Origin of the sequence: Siminovitchia sediminis, from assembly GCF_042680885.1 — a bacterium.
In the GTDB taxonomy this organism is placed as follows: Bacteria; Bacillota; Bacilli; order Bacillales; family Bacillaceae_C; genus Siminovitchia; species Siminovitchia sediminis.
On the sequence record NZ_JBHUEO010000017.1, the window covers coordinates 30434 to 46022 of the forward strand.

General features: G+C 42.8%; 10 protein-coding genes and 1 pseudogene. 6 read left to right on the plus strand and 5 right to left on the minus strand.

Going from position 1 to position 15589, the window contains the following annotated elements; translation table 11 throughout:
* Positions 1–99 precede the first annotated feature (99 nt).
* The gene (locus ACFSCZ_RS07535; protein WP_380773235.1) at positions 100–861 is read right to left on the minus strand and encodes a cytochrome c oxidase assembly protein; all 762 of its coding nucleotides are present in this window, start codon (positions 859–861) and stop codon (positions 100–102) included.
* A complete protein-coding gene (locus tag ACFSCZ_RS07540; RefSeq protein ID WP_380773236.1) occupies positions 858–1337 on the minus strand; it encodes a DUF2243 domain-containing protein in 480 nt (159 codons plus the stop codon). Before ACFSCZ_RS07540 ends, ACFSCZ_RS07535 begins: the two co-directional genes overlap by 4 nt.
* Positions 1338–1510: 173 nt before the next feature.
* Here ACFSCZ_RS07540 and rlmN point away from each other — a divergent pair, with 173 nt between their 5' ends.
* From rlmN to ACFSCZ_RS07570, 6 genes are all read left to right on the plus strand, one after another.
* The gene (rlmN, locus tag ACFSCZ_RS07545) at positions 1511–2578 is read left to right on the plus strand and encodes a dual-specificity RNA methyltransferase RlmN (RefSeq protein WP_380773238.1); all 1068 of its coding nucleotides are present in this window, start codon (positions 1511–1513) and stop codon (positions 2576–2578) included.
* Positions 2579–2671: 93 nt separating this feature from the next.
* On the plus strand, positions 2672–4216 hold the full coding sequence (locus tag ACFSCZ_RS07550) for an NAD(P)H-hydrate dehydratase (protein ID WP_380773239.1): 1545 nt from the start codon (positions 2672–2674) through the stop codon (positions 4214–4216).
* A gap of 168 nt (positions 4217–4384) precedes the next feature.
* Positions 4385–5794 carry a sigma-54 interaction domain-containing protein gene (locus ACFSCZ_RS07555; protein WP_380773240.1) on the plus strand — a complete coding sequence of 470 codons (1410 nt, stop codon included), beginning with the start codon at positions 4385–4387 and terminating at the stop codon, positions 5792–5794.
* Between the two features lie 303 nt (positions 5795–6097).
* Positions 6098–7600 (plus strand): aminotransferase class I/II-fold pyridoxal phosphate-dependent enzyme, encoded by a 1503-nt coding sequence (locus ACFSCZ_RS07560; protein ID WP_380773241.1) that lies wholly within the window; start codon positions 6098–6100, stop codon positions 7598–7600.
* Positions 7601–7785: 185 nt separating this feature from the next.
* Positions 7786–9240 (plus strand): amino acid permease, encoded by a 1455-nt coding sequence (locus ACFSCZ_RS07565; protein WP_380773334.1) that lies wholly within the window; start codon positions 7786–7788, stop codon positions 9238–9240.
* A 214-nt stretch (positions 9241–9454) separates the two neighbouring features.
* On the plus strand, positions 9455–10951 hold the full coding sequence (locus ACFSCZ_RS07570; RefSeq protein WP_380773242.1) for an aminotransferase class I/II-fold pyridoxal phosphate-dependent enzyme: 1497 nt from the start codon (positions 9455–9457) through the stop codon (positions 10949–10951).
* 215 nt (positions 10952–11166) lie between these two features.
* Here ACFSCZ_RS07570 and ACFSCZ_RS07575 read toward each other — a convergent pair whose 3' ends face one another.
* The 3 genes and pseudogenes from ACFSCZ_RS07575 to ACFSCZ_RS07585 form a co-directional block, all read right to left on the minus strand.
* A complete protein-coding gene (locus ACFSCZ_RS07575) occupies positions 11167–11943 on the minus strand; it encodes a 3-hydroxybutyrate dehydrogenase (RefSeq protein ID WP_380773243.1) in 777 nt (258 codons plus the stop codon).
* A gap of 250 nt (positions 11944–12193) precedes the next feature.
* Positions 12194–13516, minus strand: a complete 1323-nt coding sequence (locus tag ACFSCZ_RS07580) for a GntP family permease (protein WP_380773244.1) — start codon at positions 13514–13516, stop codon at positions 12194–12196.
* A gap of 454 nt (positions 13517–13970) precedes the next feature.
* Positions 13971–15375 (minus strand): annotated as a pseudogene (locus ACFSCZ_RS07585) (sigma-54 interaction domain-containing protein).
* Positions 15376–15589: the final 214 nt, after the last annotated feature.

Consider the following 15589-nt stretch of genomic DNA (forward strand, 5'->3'; position numbering starts at 1 on the left):
TCAACTTGGCAAAAAGTCCTTTCCCTAGAGAAGATGACTTTCATTATACCCTTTGTTGTTAAAAAGATAAAAGAAGCAATCCCTTGTACCAGGGACTGCTTATATAACAGAAACTTGTCTGCGAGGCCTTGCTGATTGATACCATTGGCGGAAGAAAATATAAATGATTACCAGATCTATAGCATCCCCCCCATAATACATGAGCTTTGCTCCTGCTTGGACATCTTGCAAAGGGAAATGAAGCGGCGGATGACCATAGAGGTATTTGGCAAGTATTTGGTGGCCTGCAAGGGCAAAAATAAAAACGACTCCACGGTATAAATAACTAAAGCGATGTGATACAGGGTCCACATAGATCATGGCAGCAGTAAATACATAACCTGCCAAAAAGAGATGAAAATGTACCAATGCGTGTATAAAAAAATGTTGATGCATAAGATGAAATAACTCAGTTGTATATAAAATCCACAAACCACCTATATTCAGGAAAGAGGCTGTAACAGGGTGGCTTATATATCGGACAAGTGTACTTTTTAATAGGGCCGCTGCTTTCCGGGCTTTTGCTCTGTCCAAACTTCTCAATACCAACGTGAACGGGGCTGAGAGAACAAGAAGCAAAGGGGCCAGCATTCCAAGCAGAAGATGCACGATCATATGCATGACAAAGTTGTCATGAGATTGTTCCGCAAGGGGGCCGATGACGCTGACAGCTGCTGATGCAATTCCTGCTGTCCAAAGGAGATACCGGTATATGGGCCAATTTTTTAAGTGAGGCTTTTTACTGCTGCTGATCCCTGCAGTTATATACAACCCGACCATCAATGAAAAGATTAGCAGGAGAACAAAATCTGCTATGCTCATGGTTTCTTTTTCCTCCTTGACCCTCCGTCGGATCTTATAACCATCATTCCTGTAATCAATAAAAAGATTGCTATTACATTCCATATCAGGTCATATATAAATAAATTTTCAACATAGCGGATTTGGTGAATCCTCAACACTTTATGCTGAATCAGCCCATCGTACAATTGAAATAAGCCGGTTCCCAGCAGCACACCGCCCCACCATTTTTGGATCCAGGCCTTTTTCCTGCGGCGAAGATCAGCAAACATAAACAGGCCTCCAACAGTGGCAAACCAGCTGAATGCATGGAATAACCCATCCGAGATGATGCCCATTTGGGTTGTAGATTGATCGTAAAAGTGGTGCCACTGCAACAATTGATGAAAAAGTACTTCATCAAGAAATGCAGCAAGCCCGACTCCAAACAAAAAACCTGATAACAGATTTCGTTTTACATATGTATGGTCAGAAACAGAAGAGTGGCCTTTTTCCATAAGTGGGCGAACCTCCTTCAAAACTAAGATCTTTGTATGCATTATTCCCAGTGGTGACTTGGTTAACCCTAATTTTTCCAAGATTCACTGTCTCCGTATAAAAGGGTTGTTTCCTAGCCCTGATGTTAGTATGATAATAAAAGCATGGGATTTATTGAAATGAGGGTTACACAGTGAAAAAATCAATATATAGTTTAACCATAGATCAATTGGCTGAGTGGCTGGCAGGACATGGTCAGAAAAAGTTTCGTGCCCAGCAAGTATGGGACTGGTTGTACAAAAAACGAGTCAGCCGTTTTTCGGAAATGAAAAACGTCAATAAAGACTGTCTGGAATTGTTGGACCGGAACTTTGTGATTGAGTCTTTAAAGCAGGTGGTCAAACAGGAGTCAGAGGACGGGACGATCAAATTTTTATTTGAACTGGAAGATGGGAATCTCATAGAAACCGTTCTGATGAGTTTTCATTATGGACTTTCGGTCTGCGTTACAACCCAGGTGGGCTGTAATATAGGATGCAGCTTTTGTGCCAGCGGTCTATTAAAGAAAAAACGGGATTTAAACAGCGGAGAGATCGTGGGTCAAATTATGCAGGTGCAAAAGTATCTTGATTCCCGCGGACAGGATGAGCGGGTAAGCCATATCGTGGTGATGGGCATCGGCGAGCCATTTGACAATTATTCCAATCTGATGAATTTCCTGCGGGTTGTCAATGATCCAAAAGGGCTTGCCATAGGTGCAAGGCATATTACGGTTTCTACGAGCGGACTGGCTCATAAAATTTATGATTTTGCCGATGAAAACGTTCAAGTAAATCTTGCCCTGTCCCTTCATGCACCCTATGATGAGCTCCGGACAAAAATTATGAAGATCAATCGAGCTTTCCCTATTTCTAAGCTGATGGAAGCACTTGATTATTATTTGGATAAGACTAATCGAAGAGTAACGATTGAATACATCTTATTAAAAGATGTAAATGACCATAAAAAAGAAGCACTGGAATTAGCCAAACTGCTTGAAAAGCGAAAACATCTTGCCTATGTTAATTTAATTCCATACAATCCTGTCGACGAGCATGGCCAATATCAAAGAAGTGAACCTGAAGCCATACGGACATTCTTTGATACATTGAAAAAGCATGGAATCCATTGCGGAGTCCGAATGGAGCAGGGTACGGATATTGATGCAGCTTGCGGCCAGCTGAGAAGCAAACAAATTAAAAAAAGAAAATCTGCAGTTTAAAGCTCAAAAACGAATGGTCTCAAGCATCATTCGTTTTTTGAGTTAGCCGCCATTGACCGTTTTAATAATAAAGTTATAGAAGGTGGGATGGATATGTATGCAGCCGGCCAGCAAGAAATGAAGCAGATGGATCAATATACAATAGACACACTGGGACTACCAGGTGTTGTTTTAATGGAAAATGCCGGAGCTGCTGTCGTGAAGGAAATCACGGAAGCGTTTCCTTCGCCACATACAAACATCATCGTTCTGGCAGGATCCGGAAATAATGCCGGAGACGGTTTTGTGGTTGCCCGCAGGCTTCATGACGCCGGATACAAATGCAAACTTTATATGGTTGCAGATCCTCATCGGTTAAAAGGGGACGCAAAAATTCATTATGAAGCATATCGAAACCGTCAATTGCCGGTTTGCTTCTATCATGAGGAATTACGAGATAAGTTTATCAACCATCTGAAGCTTTCAGATGCCATAATCGATGCAATGTTGGGAACCGGAGTGAAAGGTCCGGTTAGACAACCGATGGCTGATATGATCTCTATTGTAAACCGTATGAATAAGCCTGTCATTTCGGTCGATATACCAAGCGGTTTGAACAGTGATACGGGGAAGGCGGAAAATGAAGCTATCAAAGCAGATCAAACGATTACCTTCGTATGTCCAAAAATAGGTTTTTTCCTGCAGGACGGCCCCAAGTATATTGGTGAATGGAAAGTGGAAGACATTTCTGTTCCGCTTTCCATTGCCAATCAACTGGGCTTGCGGCTCCCTGTGGTGATAACGGAAAAGCTTATGAGAAAGTTCATCCCCAAAAGACCGGCTGACGGCCACAAAGGAACATTTGGCCATGTGCTTGTTTTGGGAGGCTCGCGCCCGTATGTAGGAGCCCCAATCTTTACAGCGAAAAGCTCGATTCTGTCAGGAGCCGGGCTTGTGACCCTGGGCATTCCGGAAAATGTCTATCCTATGGCTGCTGCCCAGGCCTCAGAAGCTCTATTATTACCATTGCCGGCAATCAATGGTCATTTTTCAAATCGTGCTTTGGATGAGCTTTCTGCTAGCATCGGGCAGTTTGATGTGATCGCAATAGGTCCGGGTATGGGGAAATTTCCGGAAGGAGAAAACTGGATAAAACGATTTTACCGGATGTTGACAGGCCAAACCGTTATCGTGGATGCAGATGCACTCCATTTATCCAGAAACCATTTAGAGTTGTTAAAACAATATAAAGGAGACGTAATTTTTACTCCTCATCCCGGAGAGATGGCAAATTTACTAAATTGTACGGTAAAAGAAGTGGAGGAAGATCGATTAGGTACTGCCACAAGTTTTTCAAAAGAACATGGCATTTATTTATTGCTGAAGGGGCATCGTTCCATTATTGCTACCCCAAAAGGAGAAGTTTTGATCAATCCTTCGGGGAATGATGCGCTTGGCAAAGGAGGGAGCGGAGATGTGTTAACCGGCCTGATCGCATCATTGACCGGGCAGGGAGCAACAGCGACGGAAGCCATGGCAGCTGCAAGCTATATACATGCCCGTGCAGGTGAAGAGAAAGCAAAGCAGCTTTCAAAGTATGGAGTCACTGCACCGGATATCATGGAAGGAGTTAGAGAGATTTTGGCCGAACCGTACTAACCATCAGGTCAAAAACGATTCCAGTCGGAGTCTTTTTTCTGCAGAAACGGCGATTTCATGACTGATATTTCATATAATGATCATATGCTAAGTTTTTGGCATGTAACTGACGAAAATTCGGCACTTTTATTCAAGCATGAGAGACCACATAAAGGAGTTTCGACTTCCATGTTATTAAATTTAACAGATACCAAAGATAAGGAAATTCTTCAGGCCATTTTAAGTACGATTGATGAAGGAATTCATGCGGTTGACGCCAAAGGGATCACCATTTTCTATAATCATGTTGCAGCCAAACTCGATGGGGTAGAAGGAGAAGAAGTTCTCGGGAAACATGTTCTCGATGTTTTTCCTTCTTTATCCGTAGAGACTAGTACCTTGCTGAAGGCGATTCATACGGGTACACCTATTTATAATGAACCACAGTCTTACTATAATATACGAGGCCGATTGATAGATACAGTCAATACCACGTTGCCGATCACGGTACATGGTGAAATTGTAGGCGCAGTTGAAATATCAAAAGATGTTACAAAGATCAAACAATTATCTGAAAGGCTTTTGGATCTTCAGGCTAAAGTGGAACCGTCAGGAAGTCACAAAAGAGGTTCGAAAGGGGACACGGGAGCAAAGTATCAGATCAAGGATATCATCACCAATGATCCATCCTTTATGAAATTGAAAGAAAAAGCTGCAAAGGTGGCAAGGACCGTATCCCCTATTTTAATCTATGGGGAAACAGGAACAGGAAAAGAGTTGTTTGTTCAGGCTATTCATAATGCATCACCGCGCCAATCTTCCCCGTTTATTGCACAAAATTGCGCAGCAATTCCTTCTTCTCTGTTGGAAGGAATCCTTTTTGGAACGGCCAAAGGCAGTTATACCGGTGCTTCGGACCGGCCGGGCTTGTTTGAAATTGCCGACGGAGGTACGTTGTTTCTGGATGAACTCAACTCGATGCCGCTGGATATTCAAGCAAAATTACTGAGAGTTTTAGAAAATGGAAGGATTCGCAGGATAGGTGCAACAAAAGAAAAGACTGTCAATGTCCGGATCATTGCTGCCATGAATGAACCGGCAGAAAAATGTTTGGAAGAAAAAACGCTGCGTCTGGATCTTTATTACCGGCTGAATGTCGTTCATTTAAATATTCCTCCACTCAGAGAAAGGAAGGGGGATATTCCTATTTTGGCAGATCACTTTATTCGAAAGTACAATTTGAAATTCGGCACCTCTGTTACACAAATAGATGAAGAGGTACTGCATTTATTTCACAATTATACTTGGCCCGGTAATGTCCGGGAGCTGGAACATGCAATTGAATCAGCGATGAATATCATGGACGGTCACGAGATTACCAAAGAGTATCTTCCTCTGCACATTGCAGAACGCACTTTTTCTGATGAGGATGCGGTAGAGAATAAAGAGTTCAAACCCTTGCGGGAAGCACTGCTGGAAACGGAAAGGAACCTGATAACAGAAGCACTCCATAAAACGGAGGGAAATGTTTACCAAGCTGCAAAATTACTGGGTATTCCAAGGCAGACCTTACAATATAAAATGAAAAAATTACAATAATTTTTTTGGAGACAGACGAAGAGAACAAAACCGTTTCTTTTCGTCTGATTTGTTTATTGAACGATCCTGCTTTACAATAAAAAGGTTTTCTGCTGCCGAAAAACCGGCAGTTACTTCATATTCTTTTCCTTCCCTGATAAAGGCCTATTCCCTTTAAACCCTGTACCCTTAAGGTTTTATGTGCAGTAAATTATGCTGGCACGGAAATTGCAAGTTTTTTATGTGAACGGCCCCAAACATATGGGGGAGACAGAATAGATGTAAACGTTGTCTTGTTTATCATCAAAAGGGACTGGGAGGAGAATGGAATTGAGCTTGGATTATTCACAAATGGAAAATATGTTAAATAAAAAGGACCATCATAAAGCCCCTTTATATGAAGCATTATGCGAATATGAAAAAAGCAAACGCACATCTATGCATGTGCCGGGCCACAAAGATGGGCGGGTCTTTGACGAAAAGGGCTATGATCATTTTTACGATGTTCTGAAAATCGACGCCACCGAATCAGTAGGAATCGATGATCTCCATCATCCACAGGATTTTATAGCTGAGGCACAGTCTTTGGCTGCAGATGCTTTTGGAGCCGATCACACTTATTTTCTTGTCGGAGGCAGCACAATTGGAAACATTGGTGCAGCGTTAACTTTATGCGGTCCAGGGGACAAAATATTAGTGCAGAGGAATATGCATAAATCTGTTTTCCACGGATTGCTTTTGGCAGGTGCACATCCTGTTTATATTGCCCCGGCCGTTGAGTCAGAGACAAAAGCAGCAATGGTTTCAGATATCTATTATATTGAAGAAGCCTTAAAAAAACATCCTGATAGCAAAGCAGTCTGGATTACAAACCCTAATTATTACGGAATGAGCCAAAATATTAGCAGGCTGGCTGAGTCTTGCCATCAGGCAGGAGTGCCCCTCATTGTGGATGAAGCGCACGGTGCGCATTTTGGGCAGGCGGATGTCGTTCCTCCTTCAGCTCTTTCTCAAGGAGCCGACTTGGTTATTCAATCCACGCACAAAATGCTGACAGCGATGACAATGGCATCCATGCTTCATGTAAAGGGTCAATTAATAAATCGGGAAAGATTATCTCAAGTACTGGGAATGATTCAATCAACGAGTCCATCTTATCCTTTGCTGGCCTCTCTGGATCTCGCCAGGAGGTATCTGGTTGAAAAAGGCAGGAAGGAATTAACTAAGACAGTAAAGCGTCTGGAACAAAGTAGAATCCGCCTTGCTGATGAACTGCAGTCCCTGTCTATTTGGGAAGGCAGTATAGAAGTTCACAAAAGGGATCCGTTAAAATGGATCATTTCATCGAAAACTGGAACAGTCACAGGTTACCAGCTTCTTGATTTATTTTACGAAGAGGGATGCACAGCAGAAATCAGTGATCCCCGTAACATCGTCTTTTTATTTTCTTTAAATGAAAAGGAAGAAGACATTGACAAAGTAGTGCACGCAATAAAAGCAGTTGACCAAAAATTGTTAACCTTCCCTGCAAATAAAAAGCCGGCTAAAGAAGTCGTTCTTTTTGCAGAAGAAGGCACATTGCAAAAACCGGCGGTCTCTTTGGGAGAGGCCTTCCACAAACCGCGACATCGGGTAGAATTGGAGGAGACCGTGGGGCGTCTTTGTGCAGAAACTGTCTTACCTTATCCTCCAGGCATTCCCTTATTAACACCCGGTGAAAAAATAACGAAAACGCATATAGAAACGATTAAACAGCTGCATGATATGGGGGCTTATTTCCAAAGTCCTTCGGATGACACTATGAAAACACTATTTGTCATCAAGTAGTTTAATACCCGGCTGCATGAATCCACATCGAGCGGCCGGGGTACCTGAACGGGTAAAAGCATTAAAAAAAGAAGAGTAAAATATGTAAAAAGCAGATGTCAACACGTCACCAAGTAAAGAGAGGTGCTTTGTTTATGTCGAATTTTGCCGCCCAATCAACGAATACAGCAAGCAATGAATATAAAATGGAAAATCCACCTAATCAGGAACTGAAAAGGAACTTAAAGTCAAGGCACTTAACAATGATTGCACTTGGCGGCACAATTGGAACCGGTTTATTTCTCGCCAGTGGAACTGCCATCCATACAGCTGGGCCCGGCGGTGCCCTTCTAGCCTACGGAGCTATTGGCTTAATGGTGTACTTTGTCATGGTAAGTCTGGCTGAAATGTCTGCGTTTATGCCAGTTGCCGGTTCTTTCAGCACGTATGGCAGCCGATTTGTAGATCCTGCTTTTGGATTTGCCTTAGGCTGGAACTATTGGTATAACTGGGCGATTACCATTGCTTCCGAGTTGGCAGCTGTCAACTTAATTATGAAGTTCTGGTTCCCGGACAGCTCTTCAATTCTTTGGAGCGGGCTGGCTCTGGGACTCATATTTCTATTGAACTATTTATCTGTCAAAGGCTTTGGTGAATCAGAATACTGGTTTTCCATGATAAAAGTTGTAACTGTTATCGTTTTCCTTATCATCGGTGTGCTGATGATATTTGGCATTATAGGCGGGGAATATATCGGATTTAAAAACTTTACAATTGGTGAAGGTCCCTTTAACGGCGGATTTATGACGATCCTTGGTATATTTATGGCAGCAGGTTATTCATTTCAGGGAACCGAACTGTTTGGGGTTGCTGCCGGTGAGACAGATAATCCATCCAAGTCCATACCGAAAGCAGTTCGCTCAGTTTTTTGGAGAATATTGCTTTTTTATATTTTTGCAATCCTTATCATCAGTTTAATTATTCCATATACGACCGAAAGCCTTGCCAGTGAAGATGTTACCGTAAGTCCGTTTACGCTTGTTTTTGAACAGGCAGGCGTGGCCTTTGCTGCATCCGTAATGAATGCTATTATATTAACTTCTGTGCTTTCTGCAGGAAGCTCAGGATTATATGCTTCCACACGGATGTTATGGGATCTGGCCAGGGATAGAAAAGCCCCCAAGTTTTTATCTAAGCTGGATCATCGGGGCGTGCCTGTCAGGGCATTAATTGTAACCTCCATGGTAGGATGTCTGGCGTTTTTGGCTTCTTTTTTCGGAGATGGAGCTGTTTATATCTGGTTATTGAATGCATCCGGCATGTCCGGCTTTATTGCATGGGTAGGTATTTCGTGGAGCCATTATCGTTTCCGGAAAGCCTATATTGCTCAAGGAAGAGATTTAAACGATCTGCCTTATCTGGCAAAATGGTTTCCGTTCGGTCCGCTGTTTGCCCTTGCTCTATGTATATTTGTAATACTGGGCCAAAACTACAGCGCTTTCACAAATGGATCTATCGATTGGAACGGTGCGCTGATTTCCTATATAGGATTACCGCTGTTCCTCGTGGTTTGGTTAGGATATAAGCTGGTAAAGAAAACAAAAATGGTGCAGCTTAATGAATGTGATTTTACGATAAACGGCTGCAAGGATAAAGAATAAATTGCCACGTTGTCCCACCAGCCATTTGAAAAAATAAAAGAATGCGGATACCCTATGAAACCCGGTCTTTGCAAAGGCTGGGTTTTTTAGGATAAATGAATTGACCAAATGGCTATTTTATCATACGATAAATTTACTCACTTACCTGAATTTTCTTTGTATCCTATCATTCGGGTTGAAAGCGCTTATACATACAGGCAAATGGGGGAGACAGATGAATAGGACAGATAATTTGTTAACAAAAGAGAAAAGACCTATGGATCATACAAAAGCACCATTGTATGAAGCACTTTGTAAGTACGAAAAGGCCAACCATACATCTTTGCATGTGCCGGGCCATAAAGATGGCCGTGTGTTCGACCTCGAGGCACAACGTCACTTTTCGGAAATCTTAAAAATAGATGCCACTTGTTCCAATGGAATCGATGATCTCCATCAGCCGAAAGATTCTATAAAAGAGGCACAGGACCTGGCAGCCAATGCTTTTGGTGCCGATCAAACATTCTTTCTCGTAGGAGGAAGTACGATCGGTAATTTGGGAATTGCGCTGACATTGTGCAAGCCGGGAGACAAAGTACTTGTTCAGCGCAATATGCATAAATCAGTATTTAATGGTTTACTTCTGGCCGGGGCGCAACCTGTTTATATTTCACCTGCGATTGAGTCTGAAACGAAAGCTGCCATGGTATCGGATCTTCATTATATTGAAGAGGCATTAAAGGAGGATCCGGATATAAAGGGGGTATGGGTGACAAATCCCAATTATTACGGTATGAGCCAGGATCTCAAAAGGATTTCAGAAGCCTGCCGGCAAGCGGGTGTTCCGCTTGTCGTCGATGAAGCTCATGGCGCCCATTTTGGACAAGCGGAGGAAGTGCCGCCGTCTGCACTTTCGATGGGGGCAAATTTAGTCATCCAATCGACTCATAAGATGCTGACAGCCTTGCATATGTCCTCCATGCTTCATGTCAAAGGAGACCTGGTCGACCTGGAACGTCTTGAAAGAGTACTCGGTATGATTCAATCGACAAGCCCGTCCTATTTGCTGCTAGGCTCTTTGGATCTTGCGCGCAGGTATTTAGTGGTGCACGGAAGGAATCAAATGAGAGATACTGTCAAACGGCTGGAAAAAAGAAGGGTTGAACTTTCTTCAGAACTGCAGTCCCTCACCATATGGGCGGGAAGCCCAGAAGTACAATACAGAGATCCGCTTAAGTGGATTATTGCATCCAAAAATGAAGGGGTTTCCGGATATCAATTACTCGATTTATTTCATGAGGAGGGGGCAGTGGCAGAAATCAGTGACCCCCGGAATATCGTATTTCTTTTTTCCTTAAATGAAAATGAAGCAGATATTGAAAAAGTGGTCCGTGCCATAACGGCGGTGGATCAAAGGATTCAGATTGAACCGGCCCATTCCCGTAAAAAAGCAGAAGTATCGATGTTTGATGAAGAAGGGACGTTGTCCGCTCCGGAACTGAGCTTGCAGGATGCCTTTAACAGGCCGCGTCGTAAAGTAAAACTCGATGATGCTGCTGGTTTATTATGCGGCGAAACAGTTCTCCCCTACCCACCTGGAATTCCTTTACTCAATCCCGGTGAGAAAATCACCGAGAGGCACATAGAGACGATTAAGCAACTGCATGAAATGGGGGCCTATTTCCAAAGTCCTTCAGATCTTACGATGGACACATTATATGTCATCCAGTAATATTTTTTTCGCTGGTATAATCATGGCTTTAATAGTGAAGAAGGCAGGAAAGCAAACCGAAAATTATAAATGAATGTTGTATGGTTTTTAACTTCGGTGACAAGGTCCGAATACACCTGTGACAAAGGAATAGCAGAAAAATCCGGTCGTCATGGCTGCAGCCTTGACGACCGATCATATATTTAAAAACCATGCAGGTGCTCCAAAAAGAAGTGTTATTGAGCGGTATATCCGCCATCCAATACAACGGCTTGACCGGTCACTCCTTTTGCCGCTGCTCCAGCAAGGAAAATGGCATATTCGGCTATTTCTGCCACATCCAAAAGTCTTTTTTGTGGAACAAGCGGGTAAATGACCTCTTCAAGGACTTTTTCAATGTCGACATTTCTTGTTTGAGCCAAGTCAGCCATTTGATTTCTAACCAGAGGGGTATCTACATAACCAGGACAAAGGGCATTCACAGTGATTCCATGTTCTGCTCCTTCCAAAGCAGCAACTTTCGTTAAGCCGATGAGCCCATGCTTTGCGCTGTTATAAGCAGATTTTCCGGAAAAACCAACCAGGCCATTGATGGAAGCCATATTAATGATGCGTCCAAATTGCTGTTGTTTCATAAATGGAAAGGCATGCTTAGTACACATAAAAGGACCGACTAGCATGATTTTAATCATTTGTTCAAATTTTTCTGTTGGAAATTCCTCTATTAAAGAGACATGCTGCAGACTTGCATTATTAATCAGAACATCAAGCCTCCCATAACTATGCACAATACGAGTGATCGATCTCTGGATTTCATCTTCTTCCATCACATTACATGGGATCCCTTCAATTCTTAGGCCCCGGCTTTTCAGATTCATCGCAGCATATTCAACCTTATCTTGTTCCAAATCGGAGAGGATGACTTTTGCTCCATTCTCCGCAAACTTCTTTCCGATTTCCAATCCAATTCCCCGGGCTGCGCCCGTTATAAAGACCACTTTATCTCTTACCATTGAGATGTCTCCTTTTTAAAATAACAAGATCATCCATTTGCGTATGATTTATATTGTGAATTTTTTTTCGTTCTGTACGGTACGATCAGCTACGAAATTCTCTTCTCATCCTGAATCATTTAGCATGAGTGTAATGGGTACATATAGGTAAGTTGATTGCTTCGGCGGGACAGGTGTAACACTTTGAGTTTCCTTTATCTTATGGTAAAATGCTCCAGTTTGTATGCGCTAAACAGACGTTTGTGCTTTTTCAGATACCCAAACCAAAAGAGAATAAAAGAATGGCAATGACTAGACCTATAAGAGGAACAATGACAGTCATTGCTCCCACCGCGCCGTATGCATCTCTATGGGTTTCTCCGCATACTCCCCGGATGGTTGTCACCACGTATCCATTATGGGGCATAGAATCGAGCACACCGGAGGAAATAGCCACAACCCTATGCAAGGCCTCCGGATTAACACCTATATCCAAATAATGCGGTGCGATAAGCGGGAGGGCAATGGCCTGGCCGCCGGATGCCGACCCGGTTATTCCGGCAATAACACTTACGGCAATAGCTCCGCCGATTAATGGGCTGCCAGGGATACTCGTCATGGCGTTTACGGCTGTGTCGAAAGCCGGAACATGTTTTGCTACATTGCCGAATCCGACTACCGCTGCTGTATTGGCGATCGCAACCAGAGCTCCCATTGTACCGGCGGTAACTGCTGCCCCAAAATTTAAGAAATACGTACGGTTTAAAAGATAGGCCGCTACGCTTCCGCCAAGCAATGCTAGTATAAGAGCCGATTGTTTTAATGAATCGTGATAAATAAAAGAAATGATGAGAACAACCAGCAAAGGAATGAAACTGAGTATAGGGTTGGGAAGCTTTTCCCTTTCGTTCACAGGATCGTCCTCTCTGGCTGAAAACGTTTCTCCTCTGGCCACTGCCCCGGATATCATTTTTTTCAGCCACCAATAACCAAAAAACATCATAAATAAGGCGACGATCAGGCTGACTTCCCATCCGGCATAAGGACTTGTGCCCAAATAGGGGATGGGAATCCAGTTCTGAATTTCCGGAGAACCTGCTGATGTCATTGTAAAAGTGACTGAACCAAATGCGAGCGTTCCCGGAATAAACCGGCGGGGAAGGTTCGCCTGTTTAAATAAACTAATGGCCATCGGATATACGGAAAATGCTACAACAAAAAGACTTACCCCTCCATAGGTTAATATGGCACACGCAGCAACAATGGCCAGTACCGCATATTTCATTCCCAGTTTGGAAACAACCCACTTAGACACGCTGTCCGCAGCGCCGCTGTCTTCCATTACTTTTCCAAAAATGGCACCAAGCAAAAACATCAGATACCACGAGGTGACAAAACTTGAAAACCCTTCCATATAACTTGTAACAAAATTAGCTGTGTCTTCAGTAGGGGCTGTTTGCGCAAACATCGGCATCCCGCTGAAAAGGGCGACAACCAAAGCCGATAGCGGTCCTACAATGAGAAGGTTCATGCCTCTCATAGTTAGCCAGGTTAATAGAAATAAACCGGCAATCAGTCCAACCATGCTTAACATAGAAAACCCTCCTTCTTGTATCTTTCTGGAATGAATCAAGGTTATTTCTATTACAACCGCTTGCATCCTCAGCAAGCAAAGGTCCTTGACCTGTTTTTACCATCCATCTCAGACAGGATCCTGCCAACTGCAGACAAAGACATCATTCTTGGCCTTAAAAACGGCCCCGGTATAATATCGCTGGACGCTCCGGTAAATCTTTGATACATTCTTCTCCATGCCATTTTCCCTCCCTTACCGACTTAATGAATGCAAAAATTGTACCAAAGAAAAGCAGCAAGGATGGGAGCTTCTGCGAGGAGCAATAGCACAAGTGGCTGGGCATGGGCAGATTAGGGGGAAAGTCCTGCCGGTGAAAAGCTGAACGCCTTTAGAGAGTTTGTTTTTCCTGCGGAATTTAAACATCCTGGACGAAGAAGCCAACAAAAAAATTCCGAAAACCTGGAACAGATTCCTAAGTTTCGGAAAAAAAGATTGGATGATTTTTCAGGATTTCTTGATCCAAATGATACTTTTGAATTCTTTCGTACATAGTCGATTTGCTTATCCCCAGTGCTTTCGCTGCTTTAAGTTTATCTCCTTTATATTTGAGCAGTGCTTTGTAGAGCACTGCTTTTTCAGTTTCTTCCAAAATACTTTTTAATGGCTTTTTTCCGATTTGAAGCTTTGGGTCTTCTTTAAAAAAGTGGGGAAGAGACTGGAGGGAAATCATATTGTCTGTTGTAAGGTATGCCGCTGCTTTAATAATATTTTCCAACTCTCGAACATTTCCCGGCCAACTGTACTCTCTGAATAAATGCAGTACTTCGTCGTCAATCCCTTCAATTCTTTTGCCGCTGATTTGAGAAACCTTCGAGGTTATCTCTTTTGCAAGAAATTGTATATCCTCCACCCGCTCTCTTAAAGGCGGGATGTGAAAAGGGATGACATTGATTCGATAAAATAAATCTTCCCTGAATTTCTTTTCTTTGACCAGCTTTTCCAAAGGACGGTTAGTTGCGGCAATGACCCGAACATCTATCGGTATAGGGGAGAGCGAACCTACCGGTTCAATTTCTTTTTCCTGAAGCACACGTAAAAGTTTCACCTGCAGGGGCAAAGGCATATCGCCGATTTCATCCAAGAAAATAGTTCCGGTATCTGCCAATTGGAATTTTCCTTTTTTCCCGCCTTTCATGGCTCCGGTAAATGCGCCTTCCTGATATCCAAATAGTTCCGATTCAAATAAATGCTCCGGTATCGCACCACAATTGACTTTGATAAAAGGATGATGGCTTCGGTCACTTAGCTGGTGGATGCTGTGGGCAAACAACTCTTTCCCGGTTCCGCTTTCTCCTCGGATAAGGACGGATATATCACTTGGAGCAATTCGCTTGGCCATTTCTTTTAAGGCATTCATTTGATTTGAATTGCTTTTTATTTCATGCAGTGTGAATTTTGACACCACTTTCTTCACCCCATTTTCCCGCAAAACCTTTCAGTTTGGGAAGAACGCTTCTTATATGTGAATTCATTCTATCCCATTCGTTTGTATCCCTAAAAACAACCATACCGACCGCTGCAAGTACTTTCCCGTTTTCTATTACAGGGATTCGGTTGGCTATCATATAATTCCCCTTAATAAAATGTGGATCGGCAATTTCTTCTTTGCCGGTTTGGATTACGATATGCATGCGTGAATTTTCAATAACATCGCGTACATCCTTTCCAACCACTTCCTCTTGGCTGACACCAAGAAACTCACAATAGTTTTTATTCATATAAATGATCTCAGCTTCCGCATTGACTACGACGATCCATTCATATGCCATATCAATCATCATTTCAAGGATTTCTTTTGTAAAATAATCTGTGCTCATTCGTTTCCTCCTCTTTGAGAAAGTTATATGGAGTGCACCTGTCCCGTATAAATAATATGAACCTTATCACGAAAATTTTCAATATTGGCATATCAAATAACTTTAAAACATGTTATTGGACTGGTACGACTTTCGGCAGTAATAGGTAAGAAGGGAAGAATATCCAAAAGGGTTTATCATATGGAGGTAACATTTCTCATAGATGGCGACATTC